This is a genomic window from Mesorhizobium sp. STM 4661 (genome assembly GCF_000359125.1).
GTDB lineage: Bacteria > Pseudomonadota > Alphaproteobacteria > Rhizobiales > Rhizobiaceae > Mesorhizobium.
Genome location: NZ_CAAF010000028.1, coordinates 104,861 through 127,284, shown reverse-complemented (window position 1 = coordinate 127,284; position 22,424 = coordinate 104,861). Strand labels below are relative to the sequence as shown.

Here is a 22,424-nt window from a genome sequence, read left to right as displayed (position 1 = left end):
AGGTCGCCCCGCCACGATCCTACTGAAAATCGAAGGCGCTCAGCCCGGTCACCATCTCGTCAAGGCCGAGCGGACGCGTGACCGGCGGCTCGGCGCGGGCGAGACAGCCGATGCGCTCGCAAAGCCGGCAGGCGGGGCCTATCGGTGTGGCCGGATTGGCGCCCTGTCCAGGTTTTCCGGCAGTGGCGGCAACCGCGCCCGGAAGTGCACCGCCGTAGACGATCTCGTCGCGAAAACCGATGTCGCAGCCCAGCAGAAGTGCCGTGCGGCGCGGGCGTTCCGCAAACGCGCCTTGCGGGCCTTCGAGCGTGCGGGCGACGCACAGGAACTCGGCGCCATCGGGCATTTCCACTGCCTCGACGAAGACATGGCCGGGCTGGGCAAAGGCGGCATGGACAGGCAGCTTCGGACAGCCGCCGCCGAAGCGGCTCTGCGGAAAACCCTGGCTGCCTGCCTTGCGGAAGCGGTTACCGGCATTGTCGACCTCCAGCATGAAGAACGGCACGCCCGACGCGCCCGGCCGTTGCAGCATGGTCAGGCGGTTTGCCGCCTGCTCGAAGGAGACGCCGAAGCGCGAGCGCAACACGTCTATATCGTAGCGCGCGCGGTGGGCGGCCGCCTGAAAGGCCTGATAAGGCATCATCAGCGCGTGGGCGGCATAGCGGCCAAGTTCGAAGCGCGCCAGCCGGCGGGCCTCGTCCGTGGTCAGCTTCAGCGCCTGGATCTCGCCCGCCACCGCGACCGTCATGCGGATCAGGCAGGCCTCCATCGCCACTTCGCGCAACTGGTCGAATGGCGACAGGCGCTCGGACAGAAACAGGCGCTGCGAATGGCGGTCGTAGCGGCGGCGCCAGTTCGGCATGGTGGCGACCGGCAGCACCTTGACGACAATGCCGTATTCGCGCTTCAGCCAGGCCTTCAGCGCACCGAACAGATCGTCGCCGGGATCGAGCACCGAGGTGAACGCCTCGGCCTCCGCCTCGAGTGCCGTAAAATGGTTCGGCCGGCGCTCGAAAATCTCGTGCATCTCGTCGATCGGCAAGCGGGCGCCGGAAAGCGCGGTAGCCCTGCCCTCCCGCGCCAGAAGCTCATTGAGATCGGAAAGCCGCTCTGCCTGCTCGCGATAGGCGCGGAACAATTTCACCACCGCTGCCGACGCATTGGGCGCCGCCTCGGCAAGCTCGATCAGTTCCTGATCACCCGGCAATTCGCCGACCAGCAACGGATCCGAGAAGACTTCCCGCAAGGCGGCGACCTGCCCTTTCGCCTCGCCTTGCAATTCGTGCGGGTCGACCTTGTAGACGGAGGCCAGCTTCAGGATCAACTGGACCGTCAGCGGCCGCTGGTTGCGCTCGATGAGGTTGAGATAGGACGGCGAAATGCCGAGCCCTTCAGCCATCGCCGTCTGCGTCAGGCCCTTGGCATTGCGGATGCGGCGGATGCGCGGTCCAGCGAAGATTTTCTGGTCGGCCATGGTCTCTTTACGTGAATTTACACGAGGAGTGCATTTCGATTTGCGGTTTAGCCTTTACAATATTTACAAATTTACAGCCGCACGCAGTCAAACGCAACACAGGTTTTCCTTTATTTTTCGATCTTCTCCTTGGTTTTTCTGGCCTATTTTGCAATGCAATGTAAATGATGTCACATCCGACGACGCGACGTTTCCATGACTTGGCGTTTTCAAAACCCGACGCAGACCCATTCGGAGTGACCAATGACTGATTTTTACAACCTCGTTCCCTCGGCGCCGGAAGGCCGGTTTGACGGTATCGAACGGCCCTATTCGCCCGAGGATGCGAAGCGGTTGCGCGGTTCGGTCCAGATCCGGCAGAGCCTCGCCGAAATGGGCGCCAACCGGTTGTGGAAGCTCATCCACGAGGAGGATTTCGTCAACGCGCTCGGCGCCATGTCGGGCAACCAGGCGATGCAGCAGGTGCGGGCTGGCCTGAAGGCAATCTATCTGTCGGGGTGGCAGGTCGCCGCCGATGCCAACACCGCATCAGCCATGTATCCGGACCAGTCGCTCTATCCCGCCAATGCGGCGCCCGAGCTGGTCAAGCGCATCAACCGCACGCTGCAGCGCGCCGACCAGATCGAGACCTCCGAAGGCAAGGGGCTTTCGGTCGACACCTGGTTCGCGCCGATCGTGGCCGATGCGGAGGCTGGCTTCGGCGGTCCGCTCAACGCCTTCGAGATCATGAAGGCCTTCATCGAGGCCGGTGCTGCCGGCGTCCACTATGAGGACCAACTGGCGTCGGAGAAGAAATGCGGCCATCTCGGCGGCAAGGTGCTGATCCCGACGGCGGCGCATATCCGCAACCTCAATGCCGCGCGGCTTGCCGCCGACGTGATGGGCACGCCGACGCTGGTTGTCGCCCGCACCGACGCAGAGGCTGCAAAGCTGCTCACTTCCGATATCGACGAGCGCGACCGGCCCTTCGTCGACTATGGCGCGGGCCGCACGGTGGAGGGCTTCTATCAGGTCAGGAACGGCATCGAGCCTTGCATTGCGCGAGCTATCGCCTACGCGCTTCACGCGGACCTGATCTGGTGCGAGACCTCGAAGCCCGATCTGGCGCAGGCCAAAAAATTCGCCGAGGGCGTGCGCAAGCACCATCCGGGCAAGCTGCTCGCCTATAATTGCTCGCCGTCGTTCAACTGGAAGAAGAACCTCGACGAGGCCACCATCGCCAAGTTCCAAAGGGAACTCGGCGCCATGGGCTACAAATTCCAGTTCATCACGCTGGCCGGTTTCCACCAGCTCAATTTCGGCATGTTCGAGCTCGCCCGCGGCTACAAGGCGCGGCAGATGGCTGCCTATTCCGAGCTGCAGGAAGCGGAGTTCGCGGCCGAAGCCCATGGCTACACGGCGACCAAGCACCAGCGCGAGGTCGGCACCGGCTATTTCGACGCCGTGTCGATGGCGATCACCGGCGGCCAGTCCTCGACCACGGCCATGCATGAATCGACCGAGCACGCCCAGTTCAAGCCGGCCGCGGAATAGCAGTAACGCAACAAACAGAGGAAGCGCCCCACAAGGGTATAAATACGCTCAAGGAGAAGACCAATGGCATCGATCAGTCGCGTCAAGGAACGGGCCGAAGAACAGGCCACCACAATGAATGTCGATCAGCAGGCGACCATCCGCATGCTGGCGAACGATCTGCACAGGCTCAACCAGTCGGTCATGAAGGCCGTCGAGGCGGGCGTGTCGGTGGAGCTCGTGCGTTCGGCAAGACACCATGGCGGCGACGGCAATTGGGGCGACCTGCTGATCCCGGTGATCGTCACGCAGCGAAGCCAAGGCTGATCGAAATCCGGCCGAAAACGACCTCACCCGCGCGGTTTTCCGCGCAGGTGATTTTCGTTTTGTACAATCCTTTACCACTGAGCCACAATTAAAGATTTAACTTATATTTTATCGCTTGCGGCGACCTCTTCGAAACCCACCGTTTCAACTTGACATGGGCGCGATCTCACGCCAATTGTCGTTTCAGTTTCAACTCTGCATTGAAACAGAGACGAGCGGCTTGTCCTGCCCATGCGCCCCGTGAATCGCGAAATCAAGACTGCAAGCCACCTGACTTTGGTGAGCCGGAACGGGGAGTCCGAGATGCTTACGGACTTCACACGCGTGCTCGTCGTCGGAAAGTCGCCCGTCAACCGGGTGGTGGTTTCGAAAATCGTTGAACGATCGGGGCTGAAACCGATCTCGGAATCGCCCGAAACGGCGGCAGCGGCGTTGCGATCGCTCATTCCTGGAGCTATCGTCCTCGATGGCGGAGCCGACAACAAGGACTGCGACGCGCTGTTGTCCGGTATCGGCGCGCTGCGGCGGATGTCTGGCAAGTCGCTCCCTTCGGTGATCCTGCTTTCAACCAAGAATGGCACCCCGGAGAGCTTGGGCTTGTCGAGCGTCGTCGACGTGGTGGTGGTCAAACCGATCACACCTGAACGGCTGCAACCGGTGATCGACCACCTGATCGGGCTCGGACGCAGCTAGGCGGGTTTCACCGTCAACCGGCCTTCCCGATGCTTTCGATCAGCCCAGGCAGTTCTCCGAGATCGGCTATCTGGCGGAAGCGAGGCGCCGCGACCGGCGGCTCGACATGTTCCAGCACCCAGGTCAGCTCATGCGGCACGTGGATGCCCCAACCGCCGGCCTCGATGGCCGGCACCACGTCCGACTTCAGCGAGTTGCCGACCATCATGCTTTTTTCCGGGCCATCGCCGTGGCGGCTGAAGATCCTGGCATAGGTGGCCGCGCTCTTGTCGCTGACTATCTCGACCGCATCGAACAGATCTCCGAGGCCCGATTGCGCCAACTTCCGCTCCTGGTCGAAAAGGTCGCCCTTGGTGATCAGCACCAGGCGGTACGCGCCTGCCAGCTCTTCCACGGTTTCGCGCGCATGAGGCAGCGCCTCGATCGGATGGCCAAGCATGTCGCGGCCCGCCGCAAGAATTTCGGCGATGACCGAGGCCGGCGCGCGACCTTCGGTGATCTCGATCGCCGTCTCGATCATCGACAGGGTAAATCCCTTGATGCCAAAACCATAGATTGCGAGATTGCGCTTCTCCGCCTCCAACAATCGTGCCGAGATGTGCTTCTCCTCGGCGTGGTCGGCGAGCAGCGCGGCAAAGCGCTTCTCGGTCATGCGGAAGAACTGCTCGTTCTGCCAGAGCGTGTCGTCGGCATCGAAGCCGATCGTGGTCAATTCATGGTTGTTCTGCATTCGACATCAACCGAGGCAACAGAATTTGAGGGATGTCGAGCCTAATAAGCTGCCCGGCGCGATTTTCAACTGCGCAGACGATACGGGCCGGCTCCCCTTCCCTTCCATCACCGGCCCCGGCTATACTCCAAAACCCGCAACTCAATCTGGTGCATGATGCCGCCTGCAAAAAAGGAAGTCCGTCCGTCGAGCCGCGGAGGACGTGCCCGCACGCCTGCGTTCGTGAAAAACCAACGTGGCGTGAAGAACTGGAAGGAAGCCAGCGCCTGGCTGGAATGGCGCGGCATCGAGGACATCGAATGCATCACGCCCGACCAAGCCGGCGTTGCGCGCGGCAAGATGATGCCGTCGAAGAAATTCACCTCGAACACCTCGCTGGCGCTGCCTTCGGCGGTATTCATGACGACGATTTCCGGCGGCTATCCGGAGGATGGCAATGGCTTCCACTATCCGGAGGACGATGGCGACCTCAAGCTGATGCCGGATCTTTCGACCTTGACCGTGGTGCCATGGGAAGAGGATCCGACGGCAGCGGTCATTTGCGACCTCGTCCACCAGGACGGCCGCTTGGTGGAGTTCACGCCGCGCAACGTGCTGCGGCGCGTGCTTGCGGCTTACGACAAGCGCGGCCTGAAGCCTGTGGTGGCGCCCGAGATCGAATTCTACCTGGTGCGCAAGAATCCCGACCCGGACTACCCGCTGACCCCGCCCGTCGGGCGCTCCGGACGACCGATCGGCGGCGGCGCCGGCTATTCGATCGCCGGCGTCAACGAGTTCGACGAACTGATCGACGACATCTATCATTTCTCCGAAGGCCAGGGCCTGGAGATCGACACGCTGATCCATGAGGAGGGCGCGGGCCAGCTCGAGATCAATCTGCGCCATGGCGATCCGATCGAGCTCGCCGACCAGGTGTTCATGTTCAAGCGCACCATTCGCGAGGCGGCGCTGAAGCACGAAATCTATGCCACCTTCATGGCCAAGCCGATCCAGGGCCAGCCCGGTTCGGCCATGCATATCCATCAGTCGATCATCGACAAGAAGACCGGGAAGAACGTCTTTTCGGCCGAGGATGGCTCGGAGACCGACGATTTCTTCCATTTCATCGGCGGCATGCAGAAACATGTGCCGAACGCGCTGGTGATGTTTGCGCCCTATGTCAATTCCTACCGCCGGCTGACGCAGGCGGCTTCGGCGCCGGTCAACAACAAATGGGGTTACGACAACCGCACCACCGCCTTCCGCGTTCCACGCTCCGACCCGGCGGCCAGGCGTGTCGAAAACCGCATCCCGTCTTCCGACGCCAATCCCTATCTGGCGCTGGCCGCATCGCTCGCCTGCGGGCTGATCGGCATGACCAACAAGATCAAGGCCGAGCCGCCGGTGCTGACGACCGCCAACGCGGACCAGATCGACCTGCCACGCGGCCTGCTCGAAGCCGTCGACCTGTTCGAGGCCGACGAGGAACTCTGCACGTTGCTTGGAAAATCCTTCGCAGCGACCTATGCGGCGATCAAGCGGGCGGAATTCGAGACCTTCATGGAAGTGATCAGCCCGTGGGAGCGGGAGTATCTGCTGCTGAACGTTTAGGGGAGTAGGGCAGTAAGGCAATAGGGCAGTAGGGACTACAGACGATGGCGAAGATCGAGTCGTACAGGGATCTAATCGTCTGGCAGCAGGCAATGGACTTGGCGGTCTCAATCTACAAGGCAACAAAAGCCTGGCCGAAAGAAGAGCTCTACGGAACGACAACTCAGGTGCGTCGAGCAGCTACCTCCGTGCCCGCCAACATCGCAGAGGGTTATGGTCGAGAGAGCCGAGCTTCCTACCAGCAATTTCTCAGGATCGCTCAAGGGTCACTCAAGGAGTTGGAGACGCACCTTCTGGTCGCATTGCATGTTGGAATTGTTTCAGCTGAAGCAGTCGAGCCTTTGATGACTCTCAGCGAGAGCGTCGGAAAACTGCTCCGACTTCTGATCCGCAAGCTGTCGAACGAATAGATACCTACTGCCCTACTGCCCTACTGCCCTACTGCCCTACTGCCCTACTGCCCTACTGCCCTACTGCCCTACTGCCCTACTGCCCTACTCCCCTACTGCCCTACTCCCCTACTGCCCTACTCCCCTCGGTCATCATGCCCTACCAATCCCCCATCTCCCCCGGCCGCTCCTGGTATGAGGACACGGCCGGACCACGGCCCGAGTACAAGGCGCTCGACGGCGACCGGACATGCGACGTGGTCATCGTCGGCGGCGGCTTCACCGGCCTGTCGGCGGTAGCCCATCTCGCCAAGGCCGGCGCCAATGTCGTGCTGATCGAGGCGCATCGTTTCGGCGATGGCGCATCCGGCCGCAATGGCGGTCAGCTTGGGACGGGCCAACGTGCCTGGGCCGAGGAACTGGAGGCCGAATACGGCTTTTCCCGCGCCAAGGCGCTGTTCGACCTGGCGGAGGAGGCCAAGGCGCACCTCATCGAATTCGCCGCCGTCAACCGGATCGAGATCGACTATATGCCGGGCCAGATGTCGGTGGCGCACAAGAAGCGCTATGTCGACGACTACAAGGCGCATGCCGAGATCATGGCGAGCCGCTTCGGCTATCGGCATATCTCCTTCATGGATGCCAGGGAGACGGCGGAGCGGCTGGGATCGACCGCTTATTTCGGCGGCACCCGCGATACCGGCACCGGCCACATCCATCCGCTGAAGCTGGTGATCGGCACGGCGAAGGTAGCGGCCGAGGCGGGCGCGCAGCTGTTCGAGCAAACGCCGGCGACCGGCATCACCTCCGTTGGCGGCAAGGTCAAGGTCACGACGCCGAAAGGCACGGTATCAGCCGAAAAATGCCTGGTCGGCGTCAATGCCTATGGCGGCGCGCTCGAGCCGGTGAGCGCCGCTCACATCATGCCGATCGGCTCTTTCATCGGCGCGACCGTGCCGCTGGGAGAGGCTTCGAAGGTGCTGCCGGGCGGCGAGGCTGTCGACGATTCGCGCTTCGTCGTGCGCTATTTCCGCAAATCCAGGGATGGCCGGCTGCTGTTCGGCGGGCGCGAGATCTATGCGGTCAACGATCCAAAGGACATCCACATCCACATCCGCCGGCAGATAGCAGAGCTTTATCCCGATCTCAGGGATGTCGAGATCACGCATGGCTGGGGTGGCTATGTCGGCATCACGGTGCCGAGGAAGCCTTTCGTGCGCGAAGTGATGCCCAATGTGATCTCGGTCGGCGGCTATTCCGGCCACGGCGTGATGCTGTCGAACTTCTTCGGCAAGCTCTATGCCGAGACCGTTGCAGGCAACCGGAATCGGCTGAAACTGATCGAGGACCTGAAAATCCCGCCCTTTCCCGGTGGCCGGCGCTTGCGCACGCCACTGCTCTTCCTTGCGCTCAACTGGTTTGCCTTGAGAGACAGGATCTAACCACAGATTGCAGAAACCCTTGGCAGAACCCGTTACAAGGGTGCAGAATCGCTCGCAAAAGGCGCAGTGATGCCACAATCGCGGTTAAAAGATGCAGGCCGTGGGCAGTTAAGCGGGGCTTTTGCGGGCTTGCCCGCGCTTGTTTTTTGGGACCGATGCCGATCGAATGCCGGCTTTCCGGCATAGATCGAAAGAACATCGGCCCACAAATGGAGGTGGTAGAGTGAGAGAGCCCTTCAGTTTCGGCGTGCCGGAACGACGGCGCTTTGCGATGCAGTTCGGCTACGACATGCGGCCAACCTTCTGGCAAGGCGTCCGCTCGAACTCGCATCTGGTGATCGCCGCGCTTGGCACCGCAGCGCTGCTTGGCGTGGCCGCGGTGGCGCTGTGGCTGGCATTGCCGGCCAGTGAAAGACAAGCGGCCGCGAGCCCCGAGCAGACCGTCCCAACGATTCCGGTGAAAACAACGAAGATCATCCCGGCAGCAGCCGCAACGGCTGCTGCGCTGCCGCGGGCCGCTGGCAAGGCCGACGCGGTTTCGCCGGCGGTGGCCGCGGCGGAGGCCGAAATACCGGCGCTGGCGCCGAATGACCCCCGCTGGACAGGATCAAAGACCGCATCCGCTGCCGCCGCCCCGTCCGGCCAGACGGCAGGCCAGAGCGAGCAAGCGGCCGAAAAACCGGCCGTTGCGGCGGCATTCGCCGACCCGGCGGCAAGGAACGATGCGGCAACGATGCTTGCCAAGGTCGCGGCTCCGGGCAAGACGGCGACGGACGGCGCGCAAACCGCCGCCATTCCAACTGCGGAACCACAAGCGCAGGACGACAGCGATCAAGCCAAAGCCAAGTCGCGGAAAGTCGCCGCGGCCGGCACCGGACGCATCCTAAGGGCCGTCACCATGCGAACCGGCCCGAAGAAGAACGCAGCCGCCATGGTCACCGTTCCCGCCAAGACTTCCGTGCAGGTGATGGGCTGCAAGCAATGGTGCCAGATCGTCTATAACGGCAAGCGCGGCTGGATCTACAAGAGCTACATCAAGACCGGCGCCTGATGCTCGCGCCGGCCTGGACCGGATCAAGGCACCATTTGCGGTTAGGACCGTCGGCCCCTAACGATCGCCCGGTTCCCGTGCGGGCTCCTGTCAGCCGCCGAGCAGACGGCGAAAGCGCCGCCACCGTCTGGCATGCCTGCGTTGCCTGACATGGTCGCGCTGCTCTTCGAACGGCACCTCGAACAGGCCGCACGTGTCGCAGCCTTCCCGCTTGCCGCAGACCGGAACCCAGCATTTGACATCATGCGTCCAGGCAAGCGCGATCCTCTCCAGGTGAAGCCTGGATGAACTTTTGAGCAGGACAAGTTCGCCGGCGACGGCCGTTTTCTTGATGTGCTCGGAGACCTCCCTCGGCGTGCGCAATTCCTGAAACCGGCCGGTATCACGATCCTCTTGTCCGGCTCCCGAGCGGTGCGCATTGTCGCCGACATAAATGACCTGATCGGCGATTTCACGCGCGGTCCTGTAGGCGTAGTGGTATTTTCTGGTCGAGCCCGCATAGTCCGAGATCTGCCCCAGAACGATGCGCTTTGGTTTCGCCGTGGCCTTGGCCATCATGTCGAAGGCCAGATCGACCGAATGCCAGGGCGACTTGGCGGCGTCGACGATGAATTGCGGGCCGCCCTCGGCGACGAGCACCTGGCAGCGGTTGGCCAGCGGCCGGAATGTCGCCACCCTGGCCGCCACTTTTTCGGGAGGCACGCCAAGTTCAAGCGCCGCACTAACCGCCGCTGCCGTCGGCAGCCAGAAATGTTCGGCCGGAAACGGCGTCTTCAATTCCAGCACGCCGTCCCGCCAATGGATGGCCAGCGTCAGCCTGTCCGGATAGGCGGCGTGGACGTTGGTCACGCGATAGTCGGCCTGTTCCGACACACCGAAGGTGACGACACGATGCGTGGTGGCGGAAGCCATGCCGATTACATGGGGATCATCCGCATTGAGGATGGCGAAGCCGCCCGGCTGCAGCGCATCGACCAGGGCGCGTTTTTCCCGAGCGACGTTCTCCAGGGTCCTGAAAGCCGTAAAATGTTCGAGGCGAACCATGGTGACAACGGCCACATGCGGCTTCAGCATATCCGCCATCGGCTTGAGCGTATCCGGCCCGCTTGCTCCGGCTTCGAAAATGACGTAGTCGAGTTCGGCCGGATTCTTGATGCGCTTGTAGAGCATCCTGACCAGCGAGTTCATCGTATTGGCGAGGACCTGGGTATGCACCGAGCCATGACTGGCCAGAATGTGCCCAAGCAGTTCGGTCACGGTCGACTTACCCGAACTGCCGGTTATGCCGATAACGGTCGCGTTGATTTTTGAGCGGGCGCGCTTTGCCCGGTAGGCGTCGAAACGACGCCGCAGGTCTTCGCGAATTTTCCGCAATCTTGCGTTCATCGCACCACCAGCCCCGAGCCCCGCAACGGCTTTATGCCTTTCACCAGATGGTCAGTCAAATTCGATGTCCAATGGCGGGAACCAACCCCTCAAATGCAACGTCCGCCATCGACTTCGAGCGCCACGCCAGTGATGAAAGCCGCCTCGTCCGACGCCAGCCAGAGCGCCGCGTTGGCTATGTCGAGCGGCGTCGAAAGCCGGCCGAGCGGGATCGATGCGCGGAATTTCTGGCGCATTTCCGGCGTGTCGGCGCCCATGAATTTTTCCAGCATGGCGGTCTCGCCGGCGACCGGGCAGAGGCAGTTGACGCGGATGTTCTTCGGCGCGAGTTCCACCGCCATCGACTTGGTCGCGGTGATCGCCCAGCCCTTCGACGCGTTGTACCAGGTAAGGCCGGGCCGCGGCCTGATGCCGGCCGAGGAAGCCGTGGTCAGGATGACGCCGCCGCCTTGCCGGTCCATGATCGGCACCACGGCAAGTGCTGCATGGTAGATCGCCTTCATGTTGACGGCCGTGATCAGGTCGAAGGTCGTCTCGTCAACCTCGAGCATGTCGCCGTTGCGATGGGTGTAGCCGGCATTGTTGACCATGATGTCGATGCGGCCAAAGGCGCTCTTTGCGGCATAGACCATCTCGTCGAATTCGGAACGCAGCGAGACGTCCGTCTGGGTCCAGATCGCGCTGGGGCCGATCTCGCCGGCAACGCGCTCGGCGCCCTTGGCATTGAGGTCGGCGACGACGACGCTGGCGCCCTCCTCGGCAAAGCGCCGCGCCATGCCCTCGCCGAAACCGGACGCAGCGCCGGTGATGATGGCGACCTTGTTTTCCAGGCGCATGCTTTTCTCACTCATTGAACCGCTCTATGCTGCATCTGCGAAGGCCTCCCGGAGCCATCGCTCGCGACAAGCCTCCGGGTCGCGCCAGTGTCAAGGGCACATGTTAGGACCAATCGGTGAAGGCCGGTTGGCCTTGGGATGTGACACCATGGCACTGGAAAATTTAAATCGATTAGAATATATCAGCCGCGTACTTGCGACCGGCGTCAGAGCGGACGGACCATGACCAGCCAGATCATCCCTGTCGACCCTTTCGACTTCATCATTTTCGGCGGCACCGGCGATCTGTCTGAACGCAAGCTGCTGCCTTCGCTCTATCATCGCCAGCGCGACCATCAGTTCTCCGAACCGACCCGGATCATCGGTACCTCGCGTTCGAAGATGACCGACGCGGAGTTCCAGGCTTTCGCCAAACAGGCGATTTCGGACCATGTGAAGCCGGCCGACATCGACGCAAAGGAGTTGAAGACGTTCCTTGCCCGCCTTTCCTACATCTCGGCCGACGCCACCACCGGCGCCGGTTTCGACAAATTGAAGAAGGCGATCGGTGACAGCGACTGCATCCGCGCCTTCTATCTGGCGGTGGCGCCGGCGCTGTTCGGCGATATCTCGCACAAGCTGAAGGAACACAATCTGATCACGCCGAATTCGCGCATCGTGCTGGAGAAGCCGATCGGGCGCGATCTCGCCTCGGCGCGCAAGCTCAACGATCTGGTCGGCGATGATTTCCACGAGAGCCAGATCTTCCGCATCGACCACTATCTCGGCAAGGAGACGGTGCAGAACCTGATGGCGCTGCGCTTTGCCAACGCGCTCTACGAGCCGTTGTGGAATTCGGCCAATGTCGACCATGTGCAGATCACCGTGGCCGAGACGGTCGGCCTGGAGGATCGCGTCACCTATTACGACAAGGCCGGCGCGCTGCGCGACATGGTGCAGAACCATATGCTGCAGCTTCTCTGCCTCGTCGCCATGGAGGCGCCGTCGTCGATGGACGCCGACGCCGTGCGCGACGAAAAGCTGAAAGTGCTGAGAGCCCTGAAGCGCGTCAACGGCAACGAGGCGCCGAAGCATACGGTGCGCGGCCAGTATCGCGCCGGAGCCTCGGCCGGAGGGCCGGTGAAGGGCTATGTCGAGGAACTCGGCAAGGACAGCAACACCGAGACCTTCGTCGCCGTCAAGGCCGAGATCGGAACCTGGCGCTGGGCGGGCGTGCCGTTCTACCTCCGGACGGGCAAGCGGCTGGCGACCCGCGTTTCGGAAATCGTCATCGAATTCAAGCCGATTCCGCATTCGATCTTCGGCGACAGCGCCGGACCGATCTTCGCCAACCAGCTGGTGATCAGGCTGCAGCCGGACGAAGGCGTCAGGCAGTTCATCATGATCAAGGATCCGGGTCCGGGCGGCATGCGCCTGCGCCAGATTTCGCTTGACATGAGTTTCGCGCAATCCTTCGACGGCCGCGCACCCGATGCCTATGAGCGGCTGATCATGGATGTCATCCGCGGCAACCAGACGCTGTTCATGCGCCGCGACGAGGTCGAGGCGGCGTGGCAATGGATCGACCCGATCCAGAACGCCTGGGAAAGCGCAAGGCAGGACGCGCAGGGCTATACCGCGGGCACATGGGGCCCTTCGGCCTCGATTGCGCTGATCGAACGCGACGGGCGGACATGGCACGAGAGCAATTGAACGCCGCCTACAACTGGAACGGCTTCGCCGACCGCCCCCAACTGGCGGCCGCACTTGCCGGTCATGTTGCGGGCCGCCTCACCAGGGCGATCGCCGAGCGCGGCACGGGGCTGCTTGCCGTTTCAGGCGGCACGACGCCGGCTAAATTTTTCGCAGCGCTTTCGAAAATACCGATTGCCTGGGACAAAGTGACGGTGACGCTGGTCGACGAACGCTTCGTGCCGGCCTCCTCGCCACGCTCCAACGCCGGCCTGGTTGCCGCCAACCTCTTGCAGAACGCGGCGGCAGCCGCAAATTTCGTGCCGCTCTACCACGAGGCCGCGGGCATCGAGACCGCCGCGGCGTCCGACGATGCGGCATTGCGGTCGCTGCCCTGGCCGCTCGATGTCGTCGTGCTCGGCATGGGAACCGACGGCCACACCGCCTCGTTTTTTCCCGATGCCGACGACCTGGCAAAATTGCTCGATCCGTCCTCGACAAGGATCGTGCTGCCGGTCCACGCGGCAAGCGCCGGCGAGCCGCGACTGACGCTGTCTCTGGCGCGGATTGTCGCTGCCGGTTTCGTCGCGCTGCACATCGAAGGCGAGGACAAGCGCAGCGCGTTTGACGGCGCCATGGGACCGGGCGCGAGAAAGCCCATTCGTGCCGTGATCGACGCAGCGCCCAACGCCGTAGAGGTTTTCTGGGCACCCTGATTTTCAACTCGCCAATGGTCCCGGCAGATGGTGGGAGGATGTTTTCCGGGACCCGAAAGGACCGACCGCCATGGCCGCAAGACGCGATATCGAAGCCATCACCGAGCGCATCCGCCAACGCTCCAGACCAGGCCGCGAGGCCTATCTCGGCCGCATCGCCGAAGCGTCGAACCGCACCGCCAACCGGGCCGTGCTTTCCTGCGGCAATCTCGCGCATGGCTTTGCGGTCTGCAGCCCTTCCGAAAAGGTGGCGCTGGGCGGCGACCGGGTGCCGAACCTCGGCATCATCACCTCCTACAACGACATGCTGTCGGCACATCAGCCGTTCGAGACCTATCCCGCGCTGATCAAGGATGCGGCGCGCGAGGCCGGGGGCATCGCCCAGGTGGCCGGCGGCGTGCCGGCGATGTGCGATGGCGTCACGCAGGGCCAGCCCGGCATGGAACTGTCGCTGTTCTCGCGCGACGTGATCGCCATGGCCGCCGCCATCGGCCTGTCGCACAACATGTTCGACGCCGCCGTCTATCTCGGCGTCTGCGACAAGATCGTGCCGGGGCTGGTGATCGCGGCGCTGACGTTTGGCCACCTACCGGCGGTGTTCATCCCGGCCGGGCCGATGACGACAGGGCTGCCCAACGACGAAAAGGCCAAAGTCCGCCAGCTCTATGCCGAAGGCAAGGCGGGCCGCGCCGAGCTGCTCGAGGCCGAGTCCAAATCCTATCACGGGCCGGGAACCTGCACCTTCTACGGCACGGCCAACTCCAACCAGATGCTGATGGAGATCATGGGCCTGCACATGCCGGGCGCCTCCTTCGTTAACCCCGGCACACCGCTGAGGGACGCGCTGACCCGCGAAGCGACGAAGCGGACGCTGGCGATCACCGCACTCGGCAATGCCTATACGCCGGCCGGGCGGATGATCGACGAACGCTCGATCGTCAACGGCATTGTCGGCCTGCATGCCACCGGCGGCTCGACCAATCACACCATCCATCTGGTCGCCATGGCGGCGGCGGCGGGCATCGCCATTAACTGGCAGGATATTTCGGACCTGTCGGAAGCCGTGCCGCTGCTGGCCCGGGTCTATCCGAACGGCCTTGCCGACGTGAACCATTTCCATGCCGCCGGCGGGCTCGGCTTCCTGATCCGCGAACTGCTCGACGAAGGCATCCTGCATGAGGACGTGCAGACGGTTTGGGGCGAAGGCTTGAGGCCTTATGCGGTCGAGGCCAGGCTCGGCGCCGACGGCAGCGTGGTGCGCGAGGCCGCTCCCCGCGAAAGCGGCGACGAGAAGGTGCTGGCGCCGTTCAAGAAGGCGTTCCAGCCGACAGGCGGGCTGAAAATGCTTTCCGGCAATCTCGGCCACGCCGTCATCAAGACTTCCGCCGTGAAGCCGGAGCGGCGCATCGTCGAGGCGCCGGCCAAGGTGTTCGACAGCCAGCAAGGGCTGAACGACGCATTCAAGGCCGGTACGCTGACCGGCGACTTCATCGCCGTCATCCGCTTCCAGGGGCCGAAAGCCAACGGCATGCCGGAACTGCACAAGCTGACCACAGTGCTCGGCATCCTGCAGGATCGCGGCCAGCATGTGGCGCTCGTGACCGACGGGCGCATGTCGGGCGCATCCGGCAAGGTGCCGGCGGCCATCCATGTGACGCCGGAAGCGGTCGAGGACGGACCGATCGCCCGGATCCATGATGGCGACATCATCAGGCTGGATGCCGAGGCCGGAACGCTGGAGGTGATGGTGCCGGCGGCTGATTTCGCGCTGCGCCGGACGGCGGATGCCGACCTCATCGGCAATGAGTTCGGCTTCGGCCGCGAGCTTTTCGCCGGGTTCCGGCAATTGGTGGGCCGGGCCGACCATGGCGCCAGCGCGTTCGGAACGGCGTGACGGCATCCATCCTGCCAATGAAAAGGGCGGCTCGTGGCCGCCCTTCCGTTCTTGTGCGGCGCCAAGCGATTCAACTTGGCTGCAAAATAGCTATTGCACCGTGATCTCGGCCCGCTCACCTGCCTTGACCGTCACGGTGCCTTCCTTCCGGCTATTGTCCGACTTCTCCGAGACGACGACGTAGTCGCCGGCCGATATCGCCGACTGATACTTCTGGTCATAGGCATAACCGAGCGATTTGCGGTTGCCGTCGATGTCCTTTTTTGCCTCGAAAATCTCGACCTTCGAGGTTCCGGGCGCGGTGATCGCGAGAACGCCGGCGTTCATGGCGATTTTCAGATCCTGATACTCGCCGACCTTGACGCTGAACGGCTGCTCGACGACGGCGAGATCGACCGTCGCGGCCATCACATAGTCGTCCGGCGGCAGATCGAATTTGCTGTCGGGACCATAGGCATAGGTCACCTCTTCCCGCGTTCCGTCGATCTTCTTTTTCGCCTTGAGCACCTTGAAGCCGACGCCGGTACCGTCGGCCTTGTCGCCACCGGCAGTATAATAGGCGTTGGCAACGACATGTCCGACGCCAACGACGATGTCCTTGTCGATAACCCTGCCGGCAGCGAGCGGGACCGTTTCGGTAATTACGCCCTGCCCGATCGTGACGGTCACTTTCTCGTCGCCGGCCGGCAGCACGACTTTCGTGTCCCCATAATAAGTCGCGGGCATATCAGCGCCCGGATAGGCGATCACGACAGCCGCGCCATCGGCCACATCGGCTCCTTCGCTTGGACGCGGATGAATGATCAACGTGCCGGCATTCAGCGTGAAGAGGGGCTTGTAGACCTGGCCCGCCTCGATCCTGATATTCTGTTCGGCCCTGGCCTCGCCGATGCGCGCGACGACGATGTAGTCGCCCGGTTCGAGATTGCCCTTATAAGGCCCGTATTCGGTGGCGACTGAATCGCCGCGCGTGCCATCGAACATCGCCTTGTAGATTTCCCAGGCATTGCCATCGGTGACAGGATCGCCGCCCTCGGCCAGCACCACGGTCGGAGTGAAATTGAATTCCGGCTTTGCCGGCTCGGGCGTCGGCGTCGGTTCAGGTGCAGGCGCGGGTTCGGGCGGCGGCGCCGGTGCCGCGACGGTTTGGGCCAGCGCGTCCTGCAGCGCCTTCTCGTCCGAGGCCTGGATGTATTTGCCGCCGGTGTTTTCGGCGAGGCAGGCGACCTGCTTGCCCTCCTCGGCGGTCAGGCCGAAGCCGACGACATCCGCGGTGAAATCAACGCCGGCGGCCTTCAGTTCCTTGCCAAGCGCGCAAGGATCGCCGCCGCAGGTTTCGAGCCCGTCGGTGATGAGAACGACCGTGGCCTTGTCCTCGGTATATTTCAAGGCTTCGGCCGCTTGCCTGACGGCCGCGGTCAGCGGCGTCTTGCCGAGAAATTTCAGGCTGTCGGCAGCGGTGGAAATGGCGCCGGCGGAACCCGCTTGCGGCGGCACGATCAACTCGATGTCCTCGCAACTGGCCTTCTCGCGATGGCCATAGGCCATGAAGCCGATCTCCCTGTCGGTCGGGATGGACTGCAATGCGGCTCTGAGGGACTCGCGGGCTATTTCGAGCTTGGGCTTGCCGTCGATCTGCGCCCACATCGAGCCTGAGGCGTCGAGAATGACGATGACCCGATCGGCGGCAAGACCGAGCGTCGTCATCCACAGCAGGAAGGCCGCCGCAGCGACGCTCCGCGCAAGTCCCACCATGAAAATCTCCAGAGCAAGTCCCCAAGGGGAAGGCTATTTGACGTGGCGGCAGCACACAAGCCACGCCGGACGTTAAGCACAACTGAACGCCATTTCGCGCGACGACAGCGCTATACGCTGGAGAGGCGCGCAGCCTTGAAAAGTCAGTATGTCGTGCGCCGCTCCTCGGAAGGCGGCCGGCCAAACTGCAGCCGGTAGCTCTGGGCAAAATAGGAGTGCGAGGTGAAGCCAGTGGCGATTGCCACGTCGAGGATCGGCATGTTGGTCTGGCGCAGCAATTCGCGCGCCCGCTCGAGCCTGAGGCGCATGTAGTAGCGGCCGGGCGTCACGCTGAGATGGCGCAGGAACAGGCGCTCGACCTGGCGCACCGACAGGCCCGCCGATTTGGCGAGCTGCACCGCCGACAGCGGCTCGTCGAGATGGTCGGCCATCAGTTCGACGATGCGCCTGAGCTTCTCCGATTTGCCGGTCAGGTCGCGTTCGGGGCCGACGCGCTGGCGATCGCCGGCGGAGCGGATGCGCTCGTGCTGGAACTGGTTGGCGACGCCATTGGCGAGGTTCGAGCCGAAATCGCCACGCACGATCTCCAGCATCAGGTCGATCGAGGTGGTGCCGCCGGCGCAGGTGTAGCGCTTGCGGTCGATCTCGAAGACATTGCCGGTGCAGTTGATGTCGGGAAAGCGCTCGACGAAACCGGCGCGGTTTTCCCAATGGATGGTGCAGCGGTAACCATCGAGCTGGCCCGCCTCGGCAAGCAGATAGGAGCCGACCGACAGCGCGCCGAGCGCGTTGCCGCGCCGGCCCCAGCTGCGCAGCGCCGCCAGCACCTTGCTCTTGCCCGGAAATTCCGTCGTCAGCCCGACCGAGACGAAAAGGATATCGACCGGCGGCAGATCGGCGACGGCGTAGTCGATCTTGAGCGGCAGGCCATTGGAGGCCATGACGGCGTCGCCGTCGGCCGACACCGTCGTCCAGCCATAGAAGTCGCGGCCGAGCAGCCGGTTGGCCGAGCGGAAGGTGTCGATCGCCGCGGCCAGCGAGAACATGGAAAACTTGTCGACCAGCAGGAACGCGAATTGCCGCCCGCCTTGAACGGGATCATTCGTGACCGGCCGTTCAACAGGAGCGGTGAGGTTCGGCAAAGCTGCGACTTTCCAGGATTCGGACCCGATGGTTCAGAAGGACGGCCGTTTCAATCCGGCCGCGAGATAGGCGGAAGCTAGCGTGTTGGCCATCAGCATGGCAATGGTCATCGGTCCGACGCCGCCAGGCACCGGCGTGATGGCGCCGGCCGTCTTCGCCGCCTCGGCATAGGCGACGTCGCCGACGAGACGGGTCTTGCCTTCACCTCTTTCGGGCGCCGCGATGCGGTTGATGCCGACATCGATGACGGTGGCGCCCGGCTTGACCCAGTCGCCCTTGACCATTTCCGGGCGCCCAACAGCGGCCACCAGGATATCGGCGGTGCGGGCAAGCGCCGGCAGATCCTTCGTACGGCTGTGCGCGATGGTGACGGTGCAGTTGGCGGCAAGCAGAAGGTTGGCCATCGGCTTGCCGACGATGTTGGAGCGGCCGACGACGACGGCGTTGAGCCCGGACAAATCCTTGCCGCGCACCCGCTCGATCAGCAGCATCGAGCCGGCCGGCGTGCAGGGAACAAAGGCCGTCTCGAGTTCGCCGGTGCAGAGCTTGCCGACATTGATGAAGTGGAAGCCGTCGACGTCCTTTTCGGGTGCGATGGTCTGAATGATCTTGCCGGCATCGACATGGCCGGGAAGCGGCAGCTGCACCAGGATGCCGTTGATGGACGGATCGGCGTTGAGTTCACCAATGATATCAAGCAATTCCTGCTCGGAGGTTTCGGCCGGCAGCGTGTGCTGGAGCGAATGAAAGCCGCATTCCTTGGCGGTGCGGGATTTGGAGGCGACGTAGACCTGGCTCGCCGGATCCTCGCCGACGATGACGACGGCAAGACCGGGCTTGCGCGCGCCCTTTGCCGCCAGTTCGCCGGTCAAGTCCTTGACCCGCCGCACGACATCCGCGGCAACGCTTTTCCCGTCAATCACTTCGGCCATGAACCACCTTCAACACCGTTCCGCCCAAAGCACGTCGCGTCTGAAGGGATTCATGCGGCACGCTTCGGATCTTTGTCCCATGCAGGTCGTTGCCCCTGCTTGCTCTCGGGGTCCCGAGGGCAAACTTTTGGGTAACATGCAGCGCGGCATTTTCACGAAAAATCGACCGGGCAATCCCGCCAAAGCGCCGTCTGATGCCGCTAACGCGAAACCGGCGGTGTTTATTCGGGGTTCAGAAATAGCGGCGGCGCGAGCGGCTCTCGGTGAGTTCGCGAACCGCTTCGCGGAATTCACGCAGGCTGGCGCGGATTTCGTCGACCGAGCTTTGCTGCTCATCCGCGCCCGAAGCGTGATCTGTCTCAACCGACGCGGCTTGAGGATAGACCGGCGGTGGCGGATAGGGCGCTTGTCCGGGATAGGGCATCATGGCTGGCGGATAGGGATAATAGCCGGCCGGCGGCGGCTGCATCTGCCAGGGATAGCCCATCGGCGGTTGCGCATAGGGGTATGGCTGCATGTGCGGGGCCGGATGGACGGCCTGCTGCTGCGGCATCATCCGGTGAGGTAACGGCGGCTGTTGCGGATACGGAGCATAGACGCCTTGCTGGGGCTGCTGGTGACCCGAAGACGCCGTCTGCTCGGGCGGGTAGTAGGGAGACGGATAGGCGGGATGTTCCTCCATTGGCTTCTCGCTCTCAGCGACAGCCGGTGGGATGGGATCACTGGAACGCGCCGTTTTTTCGTTTGCCGCCTTACCTGGCACTATCTTGCGCACCGCCGACAGCAACGCGCCGACCGGACCCGAACGTTCCGCGCCAGCGGCCTCGACCGGCGGAACGGGCGGTGGCGCGGCCTGGTATGCCTTGTCTTCAAAGGGTGTCAGGCGCTCGTCGGTCCTGTGGCGCGAGCGTGAATTGGCGGTTTCGCGCAGGCTCTCATAAGCACCACGCATGGCGCCGAGACCGATGCCGGAGGCAAGCCCCCCCAGCAGCCCGGCCAGCACCATCACGGCGCGCGACGGCCCGTTCGGTTCGAGCGGGGCGAAGGCCTTGGAGATCACGTTGATGTTGGCGGTGTTGATGTCCTTCTGCTCGCCGGTTTCCTTGGCGCGCAGAAGATATTGTTCATAGACGGAGCGCTTGGCGGCGGCTTCGCGCTCCAGTTCGCGCAAGCTGACCAGGTCGCTGTTGACGTCGCCGCTGCGGACCTTCAGTTGCGCCAGGCGGGAGGCGAGATCCTGCTCGAGCTGAACGGCGCGTTTCAGGTCGACCTGCAGCGACGAGGCGATGCGGCGCAGTTCGGCGGCGATGCGGTCGCGCGCGCCGGCAAGCTGGGCACCAAGCGCCTGGAGTTCGGGATGGCGCGGTCCGAGCCGGATCGCGGCGCGATCGGCCTCCTGCTTGAGCGTTGCATATTGCGAGCGCAATTCGCTCATCGTGTTGGAGTTGATCTCCTCGGGCAACGTGCCGCTCAGAACCGAATTCACGTCGATCGAACGCGCCGACGCCGCGCGGGCATTGAGTTCCAGCGTGCGGGCGCGGGCGATGGTAAGCTGCTCGTTGAGCTTGAGCATCTCGTCGTCGCTGATCAAACGGCCTTGCGCGTCGACAAGGTCGCGCGTCGCCCTGAAATCCTCGACCTTGCGCTCGGCCACTTCCACGCCCTTGCGCAGTTCGTCGAGCCTGGCCGTCAGTTCGTCGGTCGCGCGGCCCGCGGTGTCGGACTGGATCTGACCGAAGGTCTGCAGGAAGACATCCGTCATCGTGTTGGCAATGAGAGCCGACTTCTCGCCATTTTGCGTGGTGGCGCTGACGGAGATGACAAAGGTCTTGCCGCCGCGCTCGACCGAAAGGCTTTCGGCCAGATTGCCGACCGCCAGCGCCCGGCGGCGGCTTTCATCGGCGCCGCCCGGCCCGTCACTGCGCGACAGGATAGACCGGACGAGCGACATGACGCCGAGGCCGCCCGAACCCTGTCCGTTGAACTCCGGATCGTTGACGAGATTGAGCTTGTCGACGACCTTGTTGAGGACGGTGCCGGAGGTGAGCACGCGGACCTGGTTTTCGACGATGGCCAGCGTTGCGTCGGACGCGACCACCGATTGGGTGAGATCGCGGTCGGTGAGCTTCAGGTCGCGAGGGTCGACGATCAGCTCGGTGGTGGCTTCGTATTTCTTCGGTGTCGAGAGCGCGATCGCGACGCCAAGCGCGGTGCCCAGTATCGTCGTGGCGACGATCAGCATCTTCGATCTGGCAATACCGCGCACGACCTGCATCGGATCGATCAGCGGCTTCCATTCCTGTGCGTAGGCATCGTCGCGCGAAGGCCGTTGCTGCTCACGCGCATATCGAGGCTCGGATGCGGCAGAGGGATGGCGAGCCTCGGAAACGCCCGTGGTGGCCGGCCTTTCGGGCTGCCAGGTTTGCGTGTAGCCGCCTCTGACGGCTTCGTCGCGTGAAGGTGGTTGCTCTTCACCCACATATCGAGGCTCGGATGCGGCAGGCGGGCGGCGGGCCTCGGAAACACCTGCGGTGGCCGGCCCTTCCGGCTGCCGGGCTTGCGTGTAGCCATCTCCAGCAGCCTCGTCGGCGTCACGCTGCGTATCGGCGGCCGAAACGGAACCCGCCTGGAATTGTGTCGTGTCGGTGGTCAGCAAAGGGTTCAGTCGCGCCTCGCGGCGCGAACGGGCGAGTTGATGGCGTGTTGCGGCATCCTCGCGCCATGACGGATCCGCCCGATCCCCGATCGAAACCAGCGAAGCGTCTTCCTCGCCGCGCACGGCCCGGCCGAGCGCCAGCAGGGAGCGCTCGCGCCTCCAGTCTTCACGGTTTTCCCTGTCGACCATTGTCTTGGAGCTTGCCCTTGGCGCCTGGGAGCGGCTGC

Annotated in this window: 18 protein-coding genes; 10 read left to right on the top strand and 8 right to left on the bottom strand. The window is 63.4% G+C overall.

What is annotated here, in order from left to right; genetic code table 11:
- Nucleotides 1-19: 19 nt before the first annotated feature.
- Complete coding sequence (locus MESS4_RS09505; protein ID WP_006329355.1) at nt 20-1,474, bottom strand: XRE family transcriptional regulator; 1,455 nt, start codon at nt 1,472-1,474, stop codon at nt 20-22.
- A 243-nt stretch (nt 1,475-1,717) separates the two neighbouring features.
- Between MESS4_RS09505 and aceA the strand changes: the two genes are divergently transcribed.
- From aceA to MESS4_RS09490, 3 genes are all read left to right on the top strand, one after another.
- Nucleotides 1,718-3,007: an isocitrate lyase gene (gene aceA / locus MESS4_RS09500; RefSeq protein ID WP_006329352.1), complete on the top strand. Its 1,290-nt coding sequence runs from the start codon at nt 1,718-1,720 to the stop codon at nt 3,005-3,007.
- A 63-nt stretch (nt 3,008-3,070) separates the two neighbouring features.
- Nucleotides 3,071-3,313: a hypothetical protein gene (locus MESS4_RS09495; protein WP_006329350.1), complete on the top strand. Its 243-nt coding sequence runs from the start codon at nt 3,071-3,073 to the stop codon at nt 3,311-3,313.
- Between the two features lie 231 nt (nt 3,314-3,544).
- Nucleotides 3,545-4,006: a response regulator gene (locus MESS4_RS09490; protein WP_036240986.1), complete on the top strand. Its 462-nt coding sequence runs from the start codon at nt 3,545-3,547 to the stop codon at nt 4,004-4,006.
- Between the two features lie 13 nt (nt 4,007-4,019).
- On the opposite strand, the gene MESS4_RS09485 is transcribed toward MESS4_RS09490, so the two are convergent.
- The gene (locus tag MESS4_RS09485) at nt 4,020-4,736 is read right to left on the bottom strand and encodes an HAD family hydrolase (protein ID WP_006329346.1); all 717 of its coding nucleotides are present in this window, start codon (nt 4,734-4,736) and stop codon (nt 4,020-4,022) included.
- Between the two features lie 153 nt (nt 4,737-4,889).
- On the opposite strand from MESS4_RS09485, the gene MESS4_RS09480 reads away from it, so the two are divergent.
- From MESS4_RS09480 to MESS4_RS09465, 4 genes are all read left to right on the top strand, one after another.
- A complete protein-coding gene (locus tag MESS4_RS09480) occupies nt 4,890-6,326 on the top strand; it encodes a glutamine synthetase family protein (RefSeq protein ID WP_036240985.1) in 1,437 nt (478 codons plus the stop codon).
- Between the two features lie 44 nt (nt 6,327-6,370).
- Nucleotides 6,371-6,736 carry a four helix bundle protein gene (locus MESS4_RS09475; protein WP_006329342.1) on the top strand — a complete coding sequence of 122 codons (366 nt, stop codon included), beginning with the start codon at nt 6,371-6,373 and terminating at the stop codon, nt 6,734-6,736.
- A gap of 134 nt (nt 6,737-6,870) precedes the next feature.
- The gene (locus tag MESS4_RS09470; protein WP_006329336.1) at nt 6,871-8,157 is read left to right on the top strand and encodes an FAD-binding oxidoreductase; all 1,287 of its coding nucleotides are present in this window, start codon (nt 6,871-6,873) and stop codon (nt 8,155-8,157) included.
- Nucleotides 8,158-8,380: 223 nt separating this feature from the next.
- Nucleotides 8,381-9,208, top strand: a complete 828-nt coding sequence (locus MESS4_RS09465) for an SH3 domain-containing protein (protein ID WP_006329335.1) — start codon at nt 8,381-8,383, stop codon at nt 9,206-9,208.
- 90 nt (nt 9,209-9,298) lie between these two features.
- Here the strand turns inward: MESS4_RS09465 and murF are convergent, their stop codons facing one another.
- A complete protein-coding gene (murF, locus tag MESS4_RS09460; protein ID WP_006329334.1) occupies nt 9,299-10,594 on the bottom strand; it encodes a UDP-N-acetylmuramoyl-tripeptide--D-alanyl-D-alanine ligase in 1,296 nt (431 codons plus the stop codon).
- 89 nt (nt 10,595-10,683) lie between these two features.
- Nucleotides 10,684-11,430, bottom strand: a complete 747-nt coding sequence (locus MESS4_RS09455; protein WP_006329333.1) for an SDR family oxidoreductase — start codon at nt 11,428-11,430, stop codon at nt 10,684-10,686.
- Between the two features lie 222 nt (nt 11,431-11,652).
- Here MESS4_RS09455 and zwf point away from each other — a divergent pair, with 222 nt between their 5' ends.
- The 3 genes from zwf to edd all read left to right on the top strand — a co-directional run bounded on the left by zwf (nt 11,653) and on the right by edd (nt 15,711).
- Nucleotides 11,653-13,122 (top strand): glucose-6-phosphate dehydrogenase, encoded by a 1,470-nt coding sequence (gene zwf, locus MESS4_RS09450; RefSeq protein ID WP_006329332.1) that lies wholly within the window; start codon nt 11,653-11,655, stop codon nt 13,120-13,122.
- Nucleotides 13,104-13,817 carry a 6-phosphogluconolactonase gene (gene pgl, locus MESS4_RS09445; protein ID WP_036240983.1) on the top strand — a complete coding sequence of 238 codons (714 nt, stop codon included), beginning with the start codon at nt 13,104-13,106 and terminating at the stop codon, nt 13,815-13,817. Before zwf ends, pgl begins: the two co-directional genes overlap by 19 nt.
- Nucleotides 13,818-13,887: 70 nt before the next feature.
- Nucleotides 13,888-15,711: a phosphogluconate dehydratase gene (gene edd, locus MESS4_RS09440; RefSeq protein ID WP_006329330.1), complete on the top strand. Its 1,824-nt coding sequence runs from the start codon at nt 13,888-13,890 to the stop codon at nt 15,709-15,711.
- A gap of 90 nt (nt 15,712-15,801) precedes the next feature.
- Here edd and MESS4_RS09435 read toward each other — a convergent pair whose 3' ends face one another.
- From MESS4_RS09435 to MESS4_RS09420, 4 genes are all read right to left on the bottom strand, one after another.
- The gene (locus tag MESS4_RS09435) at nt 15,802-17,466 is read right to left on the bottom strand and encodes a VWA domain-containing protein (RefSeq protein ID WP_006329329.1); all 1,665 of its coding nucleotides are present in this window, start codon (nt 17,464-17,466) and stop codon (nt 15,802-15,804) included.
- Nucleotides 17,467-17,609: 143 nt separating this feature from the next.
- Nucleotides 17,610-18,608 (bottom strand): GlxA family transcriptional regulator, encoded by a 999-nt coding sequence (locus tag MESS4_RS09430; protein ID WP_006329325.1) that lies wholly within the window; start codon nt 18,606-18,608, stop codon nt 17,610-17,612.
- Nucleotides 18,609-18,641: 33 nt separating this feature from the next.
- Nucleotides 18,642-19,541 (bottom strand): bifunctional methylenetetrahydrofolate dehydrogenase/methenyltetrahydrofolate cyclohydrolase FolD, encoded by a 900-nt coding sequence (gene folD, locus MESS4_RS09425; protein ID WP_006329324.1) that lies wholly within the window; start codon nt 19,539-19,541, stop codon nt 18,642-18,644.
- A 232-nt stretch (nt 19,542-19,773) separates the two neighbouring features.
- On the bottom strand, nt 19,774-22,386 hold the full coding sequence (locus MESS4_RS09420; RefSeq protein WP_006329323.1) for a Wzz/FepE/Etk N-terminal domain-containing protein: 2,613 nt from the start codon (nt 22,384-22,386) through the stop codon (nt 19,774-19,776).
- Between the last annotated feature and the right edge of the window lie 38 nt (nt 22,387-22,424).